The 16,324-nt window shown below is 73.1% G+C and carries 10 protein-coding genes; 7 read left to right on the forward strand and 3 right to left on the reverse strand.

Translation table 11 applies throughout. The features are described 5' to 3' along the window. Nucleotides 1–102 precede the first annotated feature (102 nt). The 3 genes from KIS93_RS39335 to KIS93_RS39345 all read left to right on the forward strand — a co-directional run bounded on the left by KIS93_RS39335 (nt 103) and on the right by KIS93_RS39345 (nt 5,241). A complete protein-coding gene (locus KIS93_RS39335; protein ID WP_246005409.1) occupies nt 103–810 on the forward strand; it encodes a DNA-3-methyladenine glycosylase family protein in 708 nt (235 codons plus the stop codon). 51 nt (nt 811–861) lie between these two features. Further along, nucleotides 862–3,408: a bifunctional FO biosynthesis protein CofGH gene (locus KIS93_RS39340; RefSeq protein WP_080042886.1), complete on the forward strand. Its 2,547-nt coding sequence runs from the start codon at nt 862–864 to the stop codon at nt 3,406–3,408. 84 nt (nt 3,409–3,492) lie between these two features. Then, nucleotides 3,493–5,241, forward strand: a complete 1,749-nt coding sequence (locus KIS93_RS39345) for a substrate-binding and VWA domain-containing protein (RefSeq protein WP_230465583.1) — start codon at nt 3,493–3,495, stop codon at nt 5,239–5,241. Between the two features lie 91 nt (nt 5,242–5,332). Here KIS93_RS39345 and KIS93_RS39350 read toward each other — a convergent pair whose 3' ends face one another. From KIS93_RS39350 to cofD, 3 genes are all read right to left on the reverse strand, one after another. Continuing rightward, a complete protein-coding gene (locus KIS93_RS39350) occupies nt 5,333–6,070 on the reverse strand; it encodes a lytic polysaccharide monooxygenase (protein ID WP_080042885.1) in 738 nt (245 codons plus the stop codon). Between the two features lie 80 nt (nt 6,071–6,150). Continuing rightward, nucleotides 6,151–7,458 carry a coenzyme F420-0:L-glutamate ligase gene (locus KIS93_RS39355; RefSeq protein ID WP_080042884.1) on the reverse strand — a complete coding sequence of 436 codons (1,308 nt, stop codon included), beginning with the start codon at nt 7,456–7,458 and terminating at the stop codon, nt 6,151–6,153. Then, the gene (gene cofD / locus KIS93_RS39360) at nt 7,455–8,393 is read right to left on the reverse strand and encodes a 2-phospho-L-lactate transferase (RefSeq protein ID WP_080042883.1); all 939 of its coding nucleotides are present in this window, start codon (nt 8,391–8,393) and stop codon (nt 7,455–7,457) included. Before cofD ends, KIS93_RS39355 begins: the two co-directional genes overlap by 4 nt. Before the next feature lie 181 nt (nt 8,394–8,574). On the opposite strand from cofD, the gene KIS93_RS39365 reads away from it, so the two are divergent. The 4 genes from KIS93_RS39365 (at nt 8,575) to KIS93_RS39380 (ending at nt 16,065) form a co-directional block, all read left to right on the forward strand. Beyond that, a complete protein-coding gene (locus tag KIS93_RS39365) occupies nt 8,575–10,602 on the forward strand; it encodes a hypothetical protein (RefSeq protein ID WP_186404656.1) in 2,028 nt (675 codons plus the stop codon). Between the two features lie 332 nt (nt 10,603–10,934). Continuing rightward, a complete protein-coding gene (locus KIS93_RS39370; protein WP_020546325.1) occupies nt 10,935–11,195 on the forward strand; it encodes a WhiB family transcriptional regulator in 261 nt (86 codons plus the stop codon). 114 nt (nt 11,196–11,309) lie between these two features. After that, complete coding sequence (locus tag KIS93_RS67755) at nt 11,310–14,723, forward strand: glycosyltransferase family 2 protein (protein ID WP_268966896.1); 3,414 nt, start codon at nt 11,310–11,312, stop codon at nt 14,721–14,723. 34 nt (nt 14,724–14,757) lie between these two features. Continuing rightward, a complete protein-coding gene (locus KIS93_RS39380; RefSeq protein WP_080042881.1) occupies nt 14,758–16,065 on the forward strand; it encodes a DUF5719 family protein in 1,308 nt (435 codons plus the stop codon). Nucleotides 16,066–16,324: the final 259 nt, after the last annotated feature.

Consider the following 16,324-nt stretch of genomic DNA (forward strand, 5'->3'; position numbering starts at 1 on the left):
GCGGCGCACCCCCGACGGAGCCGTGTGGCGCACCTCCCGATCCCCCGACGGCCCCTGCACGCTCAGGGTCAGCGTCAAGGCGGGCACCGTGCACGGGCAGGCGTGGGGCCGGGCGCCGGATGGGCGCTGGAGACGCTGCCCGCGCTGCTCGGCGCCGACGACGACCTGTCCGGGTTCACGGTCAGGCACGAGGTGCTGGCCGAGGCCGCCAGGCGGCATCCTGGCGCCCTGCGCATCGGGCGTACGGGGCGGGTGATGGAGGCCCTCGTACCGGCCGTGCTGGAGCAGAAGGTGGTCGGGCAGGAGGCGTGGCGGGCCTGGCGGTGGCTGCTCGGCCGCTACGGCGAGCCCGCGCCGGGGCCCGCGCCCGAGGGCATGCGGGTGGTGCCCGAGCCCGAGGTGTGGCGGCAGATCCCGTCCTGGCACTGGCACCGGTCGGGGGCCGAGGCGGTGCGCGCCCGGACGATCGCCACCGCCGCCTGGCACGCCGCCAAGCTGGAGGCCGCCGCCACCACGCAGGAGCTCGACCGGCTGCTGCGCGCGCTGCCCGGGATCGGCGTGTGGACGTCGGCGGAGGTGCGCCAGCGGGCGTTCGGCGACCCCGACGCGGTCAGCGTCGGCGACTTCCACCTGGCCAAGCTGGTCGGCTACGCGCTGACGGGGGAGAAGACCGACGATCCCGGGATGCTGCGGCTGCTGGAGCCGTACGCGGGGCACCGGCACCGGGCCACGGTGCTGGTGTGGCTCAGCGGCCTGCGCCCGCCGGCCAGGGGGCCCAGGATGTCCGTACGCGACTATCGGTCGTTCTGATCGCGGGCCCTGGGTGCGTACGCTGAACTCAGCCCGTCGTACTGTGCCTCTATGAGTTCTGACTCCGCGCTCCGCCGCGCCCTCGCCCGTGCCAGGGACGGCAAGACGCTCGACGTGACCGAGGCGACCGTGCTCCTGCACGCCAGGGACGGGCACCTCGACACGCTCCTCGACCACGCCTCCCGCGTGCGCGACGCCGGTCTGCGGGCCGCCGGGCGCGAGGGGATCATCACCTACAGCAGGAAAGTGTTCATCCCGTTGACCCGGCTGTGCCGGGACCGGTGTGGTTATTGCACGTTCGCGACGGCGCCGCACAAGCTGCCCGCGCCGTTCCTGAGCCCCGACGAGGTGCTGGAGATCGCCCGGCAGGGGGCGGCCATGGGGTGCAAGGAGGCGCTGTTCACGCTGGGGGACCGGCCGGAGGACCGCTGGCACCAGGCCAGGGAGTGGCTGGACGCGCACGGCTATGACGACACGTTGTCCTACGTGCGGGCGATGGCGATCAGGGTGCTGGAGGAGACCGGGTTGCTGCCGCACCTCAACCCGGGGGTGCTGAGCTGGCGGGACTTCCAGCGGCTCAAGCCCGTCGCGCCGTCCATGGGGATGATGCTGGAGACGACGTCGCGGCGGCTGTTCGAGGAGAAGGGGCAGCCGCACTACGGCTCGCCCGACAAGGACCCGGCCGTGCGGCTGCGCGTGCTGGAGGACGCCGGCCGCACGAACGTGCCGTTCACCACGGGCATCCTCATCGGCATCGGCGAGACCGTCGAGGACCGCGCCGAGTCGATCTTCGCCATCCGCAAGGTGGCCAGGGAGTACGGCGGCATCCAGGAAGTCATCGTGCAGAACTTCCGCGCCAAGCCCGACACCGCCATGCGCGGCCTGCCGGACGCCGACCTCCAGGAGCTGGCCGCCACGATCGCGGTGGCCCGCCTGGTGCTCGGCCCCCGCGTCCGCCTCCAGGCGCCGCCCAACCTGGTGGACTCCGAGTACGAGCTGATGATCAGGGCCGGCATCGACGACTGGGGCGGCGTGTCGCCGCTCACCCCCGACCACGTCAACCCCGAGCGGCCGTGGCCGCAGATCGACGACCTGGCCGCCCGTACCGGCGAGGCCGGGTTCCGGCTCAGGGAGCGGCTGACGATCTACCCCGAGTACGTGCTGGCCGGGGAGCCCTGGCTCGACCCGCGCCTGATCGCGCACGTCTCCGCCCTGGCCGACCCGGAGACGGGCCTGGCCCGCGAGGACGCCGTGCTAGAGGGCCGGCCCTGGCAGGAGCCCGACGGCGGTTTCGCCGCGTCCGGGCGGGTGGACCTGCACGTCGAGGTCGACACCACGGGCCGCACGAACGACCGGCGCGACGACTTCGACCACGTCTACGGCGACTGGGACGCCCTGCGCGAGCGCCTCGGCACCGTCGCCGCCACCACCCCCAGCGACGTGCGCCAGGCGCTCAGGCGGGCCGAGGCCGATCCGGCCGGCCTGACGGACGCCGAGGCCGTCGCCCTGCTCGGGGCCGAGGGGGAGGCGCTGGACGAGCTGGCCGCGATCGCCGACGCGCTGCGCAAGGAAGCCGTGGGCGACGACGTCACCTACGTGGTCAACCGGAACATCAACTTCACCAACGTCTGCTACACCGGCTGCCGCTTCTGCGCCTTCGCCCAGCGCAGGACGGACGCCGACGCGTACACGCTGAGCGTCGAGCAGGTCGCCGACCGGGCCGAGGAGGCGTGGGCGGCCGGCGCGACCGAGGTGTGCATGCAGGGCGGCATCCACCCCGACCTGCCCGGCACCGCCTACTTCGACATCGCCAGGGCGGTGAAGGCACGCACGCCGGGCATGCACGTGCACGCGTTCTCCCCGATGGAGGTCATCAACGGCGCCTCCCGGACGAACCTGTCGATCCGCGACTGGCTGGAGGCCGCCAAGGAGGCGGGCGTGGACTCGCTGCCGGGCACGGCGGCCGAGATCCTCGACGACGACGTGCGCTGGGTGCTGACCAAGGGCAAGCTGCCGGCCAAGGAGTGGATCGAGGTGATCACCACGGCGCACCGGGTCGGCATCCCCACCACCTCGACCATGATGTACGGGCACGTGGACAACCACCTGCACTGGGTCAGGCACATCAAGCTGATCAGGGGGCTGCAGGAGGAGACCGGGGGTTTCTCCGAGTTCGTGCTGCTGCCTTTCGTGCACACCAGCGCCCCGATCTACCTGGCGGGCGTGGCCAGGCCGGGCCCGACCGCGCAGGAGAACCGCGCGGTGCACGCCCTGGCCCGGATCCTGCTGCACGGCGCCATCGGCAACATCCAGTGCTCGTGGGTCAAGCTCCAGGACGACCTGTGCCGCCAGGTGCTCCAGGGCGGGGTCAACGACCTCGGCGGCACGCTGATGGAGGAGACGATCAGCCGGATGGCCGGGTCGGAGAACGGCTCGTACAAGACGATCAGCGAGCTGCGCGCGATGGTCGAGGTCACCGGCAGGCCGGTCCGGCAGCGCACCACCGAGTACGGCGTGCCGTCCGAGGAGCGGCTGGCCGCCTCGGCGGCCAGTGACGGCGTCTGCCAGAGCGTCAGGAGGGTGTTGCCCCTCGCCTAGTTGTAACGTGTTCTAACAAGGGCTTGCGCTCGCCCTGTGAGGCGCTGGGAGAATCATCACTCCCCCGGGAGAGAGGTCTTCACCGTGCGGTTGGGTCGGCACCGCGCCGCGCTGTCCCCCGAGCAGCGCCGCAGGAAGGCGTTCCAGCGCGGCATGCTGGCAGGGCTCACGGCCGTGGCCATCGTCGCGGCCGGCCTCGTCGTGATCTTCGGCGGCGGCGGGGTGCTGTGCAGCACCCGCGAGCCCCTCCTGGTCGACGTGGCCGCCGCGGTGGACGTCGCCCCGGCCGTCATGCGGGCGGCCGACCGGTTCAACGGGACGAAGACGGCCGTGGGCGGCCGGTGCGTGCTGGTCCAGGTGACCGAGCAGCCGCCGGCCACGGTCTTACGGACGCTGATCGGCGACCGGGCCGGCGTGCTGGCCGAGCGGCCCGACGGCTGGATCGCCGACTCCTCCGCCTGGATCAGGCTGGCCCGCCAGCAGGGCGCCAGCTCGCTGCCGGCGGGGGAGAGCGTGGTGGCGACCTCGCCGCTGGTGTTCGCCACCCGGGCGTCGCTGGCGCAGCGCTTCTCCGTGGGGAAGACCGAGATGAACTGGCGGATGGTCTTCCCCTCGACCGTGCGCGGCCGGCTGACGCCCACCGCCGACGAGCCCGACGTCGTCCGCGTGCCGGACCCCTCCCTGGCCGGCGCGGGCATCGCCACCGTGGCCGCCGCCAGGGACGTCGTCGGCACCGGGCCCGACGCCGACAAGGCGCTGACCGCGTTCGTCCGCTGGGCGCAGGCCGGGTCGGCGCCCGACTACCGCAGCATGCTGGCGGCCGTGGACGACCACACGTTCTGGCAGCGTCCCGTCGTCATCGTGCCCGAGCAGTCGGTGTGGCAGCACAACCTGCGCCCCTCCGCCGACCCGGTCGTGGCCCTGCACCCGCGCGAGGGCACGATCAACCTCGACTACCCGTACGTCGTCACCGCCGCCGACCCCGACGTGGCCGAGGCGTCCACCGTCTTCGCCGACTGGCTGAAGGGCGCGCAGGCCCAGGAGATCGTCCGGCGGGCCGGCTTCCGCTCCGGCGACGGCACACAGGGCCCGATCTCCCCCGGCCCGCAGCTCCCCTCCACCGCCCCGAAGACCAGGTCGTCGGTCTCGCCGCAGGACATCGACGAGGCGCTGCGCGCGTGGAGCCGGCTCGCTCCGCCCACCAACATCCTCGTGCTGGCCGACACCTCCAAGCACATGGCCGAGCCGCTCAACGGCCGCACCCGGGTCAGCGTGGCCCTCGACGCGGCCAAGATCGGGCTGCGACTCTTCCCCGACTCCACCCACATGGGGCTGTGGGAGTTCGCCGACAAGGTGGGCGGCATCAAGGGCTACCGGCAGCACGTCGGCCTCGGCCCCATCAACGAGCCGGAGACCGGGCAGGTCATCCGCCGCAGCCGCCTCGACCAGCTCACCGCCACCATCACCGCCCATCCCGGACGCGACAGCTCGCTCTACGACGCGATACTCAGCGGGTTCCGCACCATGACCAGCGACTACCGGGAGGAGATGAACAACGCGCTCCTGGTGATCACGGCCGGGCGGGACGACGGCAAGGGCACGAACCTGACGCAGCTCCTCGACCGGCTGCGCCAGGAGTGGAACCCGGACCGGCCCGTGCAGATCATCGTGATCGCGTTCGGCAAGGGGGTGGACCGGGCCGGCCTGTCCCGGATCACGGCCGCCACCAACGGGTCCCTGCACGAGGCCGAGGAGCCCGGGGAGATCATCGACGTGTTCCTCGCCGCCCTGGCCCGCCGCCTGTGCCACCCGACCTGCAAGCCGACGGCCTGACGGCCAAGGGCCGCGGGGTCATCCTCATGGTCCGTGCCCCTGCCCTTGGGGGAGGGCCGGCCGCCGTGCGTACGGCGGCCGGCCCCCGGTGCTACACGCGGGCCCAGAGGGCGGGCACGTTCGGCGGCTCCCAGCCCGCGAGGGCGGTGTGCGCCTGGAGGCACCGGTACGTGGCGCCGTTGTAGGTGACGGTGTTGCCCACGGCGTAGGCCGTGCCGGCCTTCCACGTGCCCGAGGGCGTGGTCGGCGTCGGGGTCGGCGTCGGCGTGGGGGTGGGCGTGACGGTCGGGGTGGGGGTCGGGGTCGGGTTGCCGCCACCGCCGCCGATGTTCAGGTCGACGCAGGAGTAGAACGCGTTCGTCGTGTCGGAGATGTTCCAGATGGCCAGGACCTTCTGGCGGCCCGAGTAGCCGGAGAAGTCGACCGTGTGCGAGATCGTCGCGGGCGGCTGCTGGCCGTGGCCGTCGAAGACGGCGACCCGCGTGTTGCCGATGTAGTACTCGTAGTTCAGCGTGGCGTGCCGGGCGGTGAACGTCCAGGTGAACGTCACCGACCTGCCCACGGAGGCGACGGGCCACGGCTTGTTGTCGTCGCTGAGCTGCGCGAACTGGCTGAGGTTCGCGTGACAGCTACGCAGCCCCTTCGGGCCTTCGACGCTCTGCGGCTCGTAGATGATGTTGCCGCAGCCGGAGACCTTGCCCTGGGCGCAGTTGGCCTGGCGGGAGGGCGGCGTCAGGACGTACCCGTGGGCGAAGGCCGGGCTGGTGTTGAACACCGTGGTGGCGACCGCGATCACCACCACGGCGACTAACGTGAGGGTCCTTCTCATTGAAGTGGCTCCTTCACATGGGGGGATGGCCCCAATGTAAAGGAAAGTTTCCTAACGGTAAACGGCCGATTGACCGCCCGTCAGCGCGTCACGATGAAGTCCGCCGGGTCGCGCGGCGCCCGGTCGCGCGGCGGCGCGGCGGCGTGCCCCACGGCCACGCACCCCATCGGATCCCACGACTCCGGCAGATCGAGCACCTCGCGCACGACCGGCCGGCAGAACATCGTGGACGACACCCACGCCGAGCCCAGCCCCTCCACCGCGAGCTGGATCAGGAAGTTCTCCACCCCGGCGCCGGTCGCCACGATGAACATCTCCCGCTCCGAGGCGTTGCGCCGATCGTCGCGGTAGGTGTGGGAGCCCTCCATCACCAGGCACGGCACCACCAGGTAGGGCGCGTTGCGCAGCACGTCGCCCCGCCTGACCCGCTTGGCGATCGACTGCTCCGAGAACCCGTCGCCGCGCAGGTCGGCGATCCACGCCTCCCGCATGGCGTCGAGCAGCTTCGTCCTGGTCTGCGCCGACTCCACCAGCACGAACCGCCACGGCGTCGTGTGGTGCGGCGCCGGCGCCGCGATGCCCGCCGCGACCGCCCGGCGCACCGCCTCGGGATCGACCGGCTGCTCGGAGAACTCCCTGATCGTCCGGCGGGCGAAGACGACGTCCCGCGACCCGAACCGGAACAGGTCGTGGTCGGCGGGGCGCACCAGCGGCCGGACGCCCGGCCCGTCGTCGTCGGTCACCAGGTGCGCCAGCCCGCGCACGATCGCCACCGGCACCCCCGCCAGCTTGCCCTTGACCAGCTCCGCCGCGCTCGCGATCTCGTCGGCCAGGGCCGTGACCGTGACGTTGAGCTCGTTGCCGTAGGAGTCGGAGGCGCCGCGGTAGTCGTCGAGCGGCAGCACGCCGGCCGCGCCGATCGCCACGTCGGTCAGGCCGTTGCGCCACGGCCGCCCGAACGTGTCGGACACGATCACCCCGACCCGCCTGCCCAGCTTCGCCCTGATGGCGCGCGCCGAGGCGTCGGAATCCTCCGGGAGGAGCAGCACGGTGCCCGGCTCGGTGTTGGAGGCGTCGACACCCGCCGCCGCCATGACGAAGCCGTGCCTGGTCTGGGCGATCACGGTGTCGCCGCGCCTGGCGACCACGCGCTCGGTCTCCTCCTCGATCGCCGCCGTACGGTCGGGTGCCCGGCGCACCCGGCCCTCCGCCTTGCTGACGATCTTGGACGTGACGACCACGATGTCGCCGTCACGCAGGTCGGCGCCGGACAGCAGCGCCGCGATGTCGTCGCCCTGCCGCACCTCGCCGAGGCCGGTCACGGGGATCACTTCCACCTTGGCCACCCTGCTCACGGGAAGATCGCCGGTGTCGTTCCGCTCGCTCATTTGCGCAGCTCCTGGGCCAGGTCGAGGGCGGTGCGGGCGATGTCGGCCGCCGCCTCGGCGTCGTGCATGAGGATCGGGCGGGCCAGCACGCGCACGCCGTCGAGCGCCACCCCGGAGTCCTCCTCCGCGACCAGCCAGCCGTCGATCAGCTCGGACCCGTACAGCTCCAGCACCGCCTGCGCGGTCGTCTCCACCCCGATCGCGGTCAGGCACGCGTCGGCCATGCCCCGCACCGGCGCGCCGCCGATGATCGGGGAGACGCCCACCACGGTCTTGGGCAGCAACGCCGCGCGGATGCCCGGCACCTGGAGGATCGTGCCGATGCTCACCACCGGGTTGGACGGCGGCAGGATCACCACGTCGGCCTGCTCGATGGCCTCCAGCACGCCCGGGGCCGGCTTGGCGGTGTCGACCCCGACCAGGGCGAACGACTGGGCGGGCACGGAGGCGCGCAGGCGTACCCACCACTCCTGGAAGTGGATCGCGCGCTTGCCACGCTCGTCCTCGATGACGACGTGGGTCTCGCAGCGGTCGTCGCTCATCGGCAGCAGCCGCACGCCCGGCTGCCAGCGCGCGCAGAGCGCCTGCGTGATCTGCGAGAGCGGGTAGCCGGCCTCCAGCATCTGCGAGCGGACGATGTGGGTGGCGAAGTCGCGGTCGCCGAGCCCGAACCACTGCGGCTCGACGCCGTACGCCGCCAGCTCCTCCTTGACGACGTGGGTCTCCTTGGCCCGGCCCCAGCCCTGCTCCTCGTCGATGCCGTTGCCCAGCGTGTACATCACGGTGTCGAGGTCGGGGCAGACCCGCAGGCCGTACAGGGTGATGTCGTCACCGGTGTTGCCGATGACGGTGATCGAGGCGTCGGGCGCGGCGGCGCGCAGGCCCCGGAGGAAGCGGGCGCCGCCGATGCCGCCGGCGAGAGACACGATGTGCATGCGGCCCAGTCTTCCATCGGGCTCTGACAAGCCCGTCGCGGGACCGGTTTTCCACCTTTTGTCAGCGGTGTCCTGGCAGGTATGGGGCGATTTGCTGAGAAAGAGGTTCGTGGGACTCCCGGCGGGTGAGTCAGTGATGTGGCAAACTCCCTTCGGGCTAAAGGGTCTGATGGGGGTAGTTGTGAGCAAATTTGACGTCGCCCGGCTCAAGGAGCCGGCCGCCTGGATCATGCTCGTCGCCGGGTTGCTGAACGTCGTGCTGGCGATCGGGCACATCCTGATCGGCTCGTCCGGCACCTCGTCCTTCACCGAGCGCGCCGTCTCGAACTTCTCCAGCCTGACCAACCCCGTCGTGACGGCACTCCTGCTCGGCGCCGTGTTGCTGGTCACCAAGGTCGGCTCGCCGTCGCCCAAGGCCAAGCCCATCACGTACGGGGCCGCGGTCGGGCTGCTGCTCGCGGCCGTGTTCGGCATGCTGGCGCTCCTGGCCGGGCTGTTCGCCGGCGGCGGCGCCCGCGCCACCGTCGAGTACGTGCTGCTCGGCGTGCCCACGCTCGCGCTGACCGCCGTCGCGCTGGTCTACCTGCTGCCGCAGGTGTTGCCCGAGCGGCCGGCCGCGCAGGTGTACCACGGCCAGTTCGGGCCCCAGCCCGGGTTCTTCGACCAGCAGCAGTACAACGCCCAGAACCCCCAGGGGCAGCCCCAGCCCGGCTACGGCCAGCCCCAGCCCGGTTTCGCCGGCGCCCAGGACCCGCAGGCCGGTTATGGTCAGCAGCCGCAGCCCGGTTTCGGCGGGCAGCAGGAGCCGGCCGCGTACGGCCAGCAGCCCTCCGGCCAGCAGTCGCCTTCCGGCCAGCAGGACTCGCAGGCGGCGCCCGGCTACGCGCCGCAGCCCCCGTCCGGCCAGCAGCCCCAGCCCCAGCCGGGCCAGCAGCCCCAGCCCGGCTACGGCCCTCAGCCGATGTCCGGCCAGCAGCCCGGCTACGGCCAGCAGCCCCCTTCCGCCCCCGCCTACGGCCAGCAGCCCCCCTCCACGCCTGGTTACGGCCAGCAGCCGCCCTCCACCCCCGGCTACGGCCAGCAGCCCGGCTTCGGCGGGCAGCCGGAGCAGGCCCCCGAGCCCCAGGCCGCGGCCTCCTACTCGCCGCAGCCGCAGATCAGGGGCGCGCTGCCGGCCGCCCCCTCCGACCAGCAGCAGCCCGAGCCCTACAACGCCGACGGCTTCGGCCAGTACGTGCCCGCCGACACGGCGCCCTCCACCCCGGTGCCGCCGCCCGTGCAGGAGTACAGCACCCCGCCGGCCGGCGAGTACACCCCGGCCCCGTACGTCCCCGCCGACAGCCAGCCGAACCTGTACGGCCAGGCCAGCCCGAACCCGTACGCGCCCCCCGCGAACGACCCCTTCCCCACGCCGGCGGAGCACCAGCCGAGCCCGTACGCGGCGGCCGACCAGGCGTACCCGTCGGGCGACACGACGCCGAACGTGCAGTACCCGCCCCAGGCCGAGCAGCCCCAGCCCCAGCCCCAGCAGTTCGGGCAGCAGCAGCCGTACTTCGGCCAGAGCGCGTTCGACCAGCCGCAGGGCGGCTTCGACCAGCCGCAGACCCCGTTCGAGCAGCCGCAGGCGCCGTTCGAGCAGCCGCCGGCGCAGGGTGGCCAGCCGTTCACGGGCTACTCGGGCCACGAGTTCGCGACGCCGCCCGCGTACCAGGAGCCCGACCCGCCGGTGGACCCGCGCTCGCAGCAGCTCCTGGACGCCTACCAGCAGGCGGAGACGTACCAGTCGAACGTCGGCACCCAGCCGGAGCTGCGCGTCCCCGACTATGGCGGCCAGCAGGGCAGGCCGTACGACGACCCGTTCGGCCACCCCCAGCAGCCCCAGCACGCGGCACCCCCGCACCAGGGCCCACGCACGCCGCACCCCCGCATGCCGCACCCCCGCAGGCCGCGCCCCACATGCCGGCCCGCAGCACGCGGGACCCCAGCACGCGGGCCCGCAGCACGGCGGGTACGAGCCCCAGCAGGGCCAGTACCAGCCCACCCACCAGGCCCCGCAGCAGCAGCCCCAGCAGCAGGGCTGGCCGGACCCGCAGAACGGCGAGTCGACGATGCGGATCGACCCGGCCACGTTCGGCGGCGGCTACGGCACCGACCAGCGCCGCCCCGGGGACGACCCGATCGACCCGACCGCCATATACACCCCCAATGAGCCACGCAGGTAACGGACCGGCAATGAACGGCTAGAGAGAAGGTGGGCCACGGGCGGGCGTCTTTCCCGCCCTGGTACGGTTCCGACCGCTGACAGCGTTGAACGAGCCTGGCCGATGCCCTGCCCGTAAGGCGTCGGCCCGGGTGCGAACATCACATGCCGAGCACACCGGGGCGAGATCTGGTCTTTCCCCGGATAGCTGCATGCCGCTTGACGCCACGTGCAGCACACGCGTGTAATTACAACCATGTTGTTACGCCTTCCCGTGGGTGGGTAATAAGGAAGGCGTCCATGGGGGGCTCCATTGCGGGCGGGCGGCAGGGAGGTGTGCAGTGACCGATCCGGTCATCGCACAGGATCAGCTTGACGCTGAAGAACTCGGCTGGCAGGAGCGTGCCTTGTGCGCGCAGACTGATCCGGAGGCGTTCTTCCCGGAGAAGGGCGGCTCCACCCGAGAGGCCAAGAAGGTCTGCCGATCGTGCGAGGTCCGTGCCGAGTGCCTGGAATACGCACTTGAGCACGATGAGCGGTTCGGCATCTGGGGTGGGCTGTCCGAGCGGGAGCGCAGACGGATCAAGCGCCAGGCGGTTTAGTGATAAGGGGGGAAGGGGTCACGCGGAGCGCCGTGTGACCCTTTTCGCATCTCCTGAACGGCTTGCGCATGTATGGTGGGGCCGCCTGATCTTCCCCCCAGGAGTCACCCAGCCATGTCCCGTCCCTACGTCACCGCGATCGTCGTCGCCCACGACGGCGCGCGCTGGCTCGGGGAGACCCTGCGTGCCCTGATCCACCAGAGCCGCAGGCCGGACCGTGTGGCGGGCGTCGACAACGGCAGCAGGGACGGCTCGGCCGAACTGCTCGGACAGACGCTCGGCCCCGGCAACCTGATCTCCCTGCCGCGCTCCCACAGCTTCGGCGAGTCGGTCGCCAAGGCGCTCGACCGGATGCCGCCCTCCGGGGCCGGCGAATGGATCTGGCTGCTCCACGACGACTGCGCCCCCGACCGGCGCGCGCTGGAGATGCTGCTGGACGCGGCCGAGCAGGACCCCAAGGCCGCCGTGCTCGGGCCCAAGCTGCTCGACTGGATCGACCGCAGGCGGCTGCTGGAGATCGGCGTCACCGTCGGACGCACGGGGCGCAGGGACACGGGGCTGGAGCCGCGCGAGTTCGACCAGGGGCAGCACGACGGGACGCGGGACGTCCTGTCGGTGTCCACGGCCGGGATGCTGATCAGGCGGGACGTGTGGGAGCAGGTGGGCGGGCTCGACCCGTTCCTGCCGCTGTTCCGCGACGACCTCGACCTGTGCTGGCGGGTGCGCAACGCCGGCCACAAGGTCCTGAACGTGACCTCCGCCGTGGCCTGGCACGCCGAGGCGGCGGCCCGCAGGCGGCGGCGCATCACGGTCAGCGGCGATCATCCGCGCCGCCTCGACCGGCGCAACGCGATCTTCGTGGTGATGGCGAACCTGCCGTTCGGGGCGATGGTCTGGGCGCTGCTGCGGAACGTGCTCGGCTCGTTCTTCCGTACGTTGCTGTTCATCGTCAGCAAGCAGCCCGCGAACGCGCTGGACGAGGTCGTGGCCATGGCGTCGGTGCTGGCGCACCCGTTCAGGCTGCTGCGGGCGCGGCGGGCCCGCAGCTACGGCCGCAAGAAGGGATATATCCGCATAAAGCGGCTTATGACCCCTCGGGGTGCGGCCTACCGGCGGCTCACCGACATGGTGCAGAGCTTCCTCGCCGGCGAAGCCCCCGTGGACGCCGCCGGCCAGCACCACCACCACGTCGCCCACGCCTCCCACGCCGACGACCAGGACGCCGCCCCGCCCACCGACACCGGCGCGTTCCAGCGCTTCATCGGCCGGCCCGGCGTCATCCTCATGCTCGCGCTGACCGCCGTCTCGATGGTCGCCGAGCGGTCACTGCTCGGCGGCGAACGGCTCGGCGGCGGCGCACTCGTGCCCGTGACCGGCGGCGCCGCCGACCTGTGGGCGTTCTACCTCGAAGGCTTCCACGACGTCGGCCTCGGCTCCACCGCCCCCACGCCGCCCTACGTCGCCGTGCTCGCCGCGCTCTCCACCCTCGCCCTCGGCAAGACGTGGCTGGCCGTGTCCGTGCTGCTGCTCGGCTCCGTGCCCCTGGCCGGCGCCACCGCCTACCTCGCCACCCGGCACCTCATCCCGTCCGTGCCCGCCCGCGCCTGGGCCGCCGGCACGTACGCGCTGCTGCCCGTCGCCACCGGCGCCATCTCCGGCGGGCGGCTCGGAACCGCCGTGGTGTTCGCGCTCCTGCCCGTCTACGCCTGGCTGCTCGGCATCGTCCTGCTCACGCCCGACCGGCGCCGGGCCCGGCGCGCCGCCTGGGCTCTGGGGTTGTGGCTGGCTGTCGGGATGGCGTTCGTGCCGCTGGTGTATCCGCTGGTGGCGGGGGTGGGGGTGCTGGGGGCGGTGGGGCTCGGCCGGCTCCTCGCGAACGGACGCGACCCCGACACCCACAACGACCCCGACACCCACGACCACCTGGCCGACACCGCCACCCCAGCCCCCGCCTTCACCCCCGGCCCCGCCACCGCCTTCGCCCCGGGCACCGCCACCGCCTTCACGGCTGCCACCGCGCCGGGGATCGCCGCTGCCCCAGGCACCGCCACCGCCTCGGCCACGGCCTTCACCCCGAGCGCCGCCTTCACTCCAGGCGCCGCCATGGGCCCCGCCACCGCCGCTGCCCCAGGCGCCGCCTTCCTCGCAGGTACGGCCTTCGCCCCAAGTGCCGCCTTCGACCCAGACGCCGCCCCCACCACCGCCCAGGGCGCGGCCACCGCCTTTACCGCCGGCGCCGCCCCAGCCACCGCCTTTGAGGCCGCCGGTGGCGTGAGTGCCGGCACGGGCAGGCACGGCCGGGCCGGTGATCGTCCTGAACGTGCGGCAGGCAGACGCGGCCGGACCGGCGAGGGCCGCGAGCGGGCGGGCGGCAGGCGGGGACGGACCGGCGCCGGCGATGGTCACGAACGGGCGGGCGGCAGGCGCGGCCGGGGCCGTGCCGACCATCCAGGCGTCCGGGCGAGCAACCGCGAGGCCCTGGTCTCCATCCTGATCGCCCTCGCCGTACCCCCCGTCCTTCTGCTCCCCTGGACGGCCACCCTCGTCACGGACCCCGGACGGTTCCTCCTGGAGGCCGGCCTGCACGACCCGTCCCTCGTGAACCCGTCCCTCCCCCCGGAAAGCCTGCTGGCCCTCAGCCCGGGCGGCCCGGGGCTGCCCCCGTTCTGGGTGACGGCGGGCCTGGTGGCGGCGGCGCTGGCCGCGCTGCTCATGCGCCGGCAACGCGTGATCGTCGCGATCGGCTGGGGCGTGGCCCTGTACGGGATGCTGGCGGCCGTCCTGGTCAGCCGGGTCACGGTCGAGGGGGCGAAGGTGTGGCCGGGGGTGCCGCTGGCGTTCGCGGGGACGGGGCTGGTGGTGCTGGTCGGCCTGACCGCGCACCGGCTCGCCGAGCTGCGTGCCGGGGGTGGGCTGCGGCGGCTGGGCGCGACGGTGATGGTGGCGGTGGCGTTCAGCACGCCGCTGCTGGCGGCCGGCTACTGGGTGGTCAGCGGTGTGCGCGGGCCGCTCGTGGGCGATGCGCGGGACGTCATGCCGGCGCTCGCCGCCGCCCGTACGACGCAGGGGGAACGCACGCTGGTGATCAAGGGATCGGGCTTCACCGTCCTGCACGGGCGCACCCCGCTGATCGGCGAGGCGGAGCTGCCGGTCGCGTCCGAGGCCCGCGAGCGCGTCACCGCGGCCGTGCAGGGCCTGGTCGGCGGGCGCGGCGGGGACGCGGCCACGCTGGCCGCGCAGGGCATCGCGATGGTCGCCGTCGCGCCCCCCGTCTCGCCCGAGCTGGCCAAGACCCTCGACTCCCAGCCGTCACTCGAACGCATGAGCCTGTCGGACACGGGCGGCGGCCTGTGGCGCCTGGCCGAGCAGGTCACCCGCGTCCCGGCCCAGCCAGTGAGCGTCCTGCACGCCGTGTGGTTGTGGGCGCAGGGCGCGCTGCTGCTCGTGGTCGCCCTGCTCGCCTCGCCGGGCCGCCGCCAGCCTCCCGAGCCCGCCGAGTCGCCCGCCGTCGCGCCGGCGGGTGCGTGATGCGGGCGCCGAGCAGGGGAGGGGCGGGTTCGGAATGAAGAGGTCCATCGACAACCGGTTCGGCCTGCTGGTGCTGGTCGTCGTGTCCCTGGCGGCCATGTACGGCATCGCGTACGCCACCAGACCGGCCGTCACCCCGGCCCAGCCGCCGGGCCCGCGCAAGGTCCCCGTCGAATCGGTCACCGCCGTCTGCCCGGGGACGAAGGGGGAGCAGGTCAACGTGTACCTGCCGGGCACCCTCAACGGCGAGACCATGGAGAACGGCAAGCCGTACGTGACCAAGGGCCCCGGCGGCCTGGAGGCCGGCTACCTCACGCGCGCCACCGCCGGCGCCGGGCGCGGCCTGGCCGGGGTCCGCTGCACCGAGCCTGCCCCCGAGACGTGGCTGGTCGGCCCCGGCCCCGCCAACGCCGACGTCCGCCTCCACCTCACCAACGCCGACAAGGCGCCCGCGCTGGCGGACGTGCAGGTGTACGCGGCGGAGGGCAGGATCTCCAGCGACGCCGGCCTCGGCCTGGAGCTCGCACCGGGCGAGCACCGGGAGATCGACCTCAAGACCCTCGCCCCGTCGGCCGACATCATGGCCGTCAGCGTCACCACCACGTTCGGCCGCGTCGCCGTCGCCGCCAGGGCCACCCTGGAGACGGGCGGCGTGGACTGGCTCCCCGCCGCCGCCCCGCCCGCCACCCGCGTCGTCGTCCCCGGCATCCCCGGAGGCGGCGGCCTGCGCCGGCTCCTCGTCGCGACCCCCGGCGAGGCCGACACCGTCGTCCAGATCAAGGCCGTCAGCAAGGACGCCGAGTACGCGATGAAGGGCAGGGAGACCCTGGACGTGCCGGCGGGCAGCGTGACCGCCCTCGACGTCACCACCGGCGTGGCCGGCTCCGCCGCCGCCCTCGTCCTCACCTCACAGACCCCGATCGTCGCCGGCCTGATCGCCACCGGCACCGGCGACCGCCCGGACGTCGCCTTCACCCCCGGCACCCCGTCCCTGGCGCTGGGCAGCGCCGTGGCCCGCAACACGACCGGCTCCCACCTCCTCCTCACCGCCCTCGGCACCCAGCCCGGCAAGGTCCGCGTCCAGGTGGTACCGGGCAAGGGCGCCGCCAGCACCCCGTACGACGTGGACATCCCGGCCGGCCGCACGAAGGCGGTGCCACTGAAGGCGCGGGGCGACTTCGCGGTGGTGGTCACCCCGGTATCGGGCGAGGTCTACGGCGGCAGGTTGGTGGAGGAACGCAGGAGAACAGGCGTCCTCCTGACGATGCAACCTCTGGCCCCAGCCCGCCTGTTCACCCTCCTCCCACCCATGACCGACACCTACAACGTGGTCGTCCCCTGAACCCCGGCGACTCCCAGGGGCACCCGGGGGCTCCGGCGGGGCTCCCGGGGGAACTGCAAGGTCCTCCCACTAAGCCGCGCTACGCGCGAAGGGGCTCGGGCAGCGCCCTGTGGGGGCAAGCCCCCACACCCCCGGCGAGAGGCTTGCCAGCCCCTCGCGCTCCCCGGACGCAACCCCGTCACCGGAACAGCCCCATCAAGAAGGAACCAGCCGACGTAAGCTGATGCTTACCGAGGCGCCCGGGAGGTGCTTGCCCTGT

The sequence above is a fragment of the [Actinomadura] parvosata subsp. kistnae genome (genome assembly GCF_900323885.1).
GTDB classification, from domain to species: Bacteria; Actinomycetota; Actinomycetes; order Streptosporangiales; family Streptosporangiaceae; genus Nonomuraea; species Nonomuraea composti.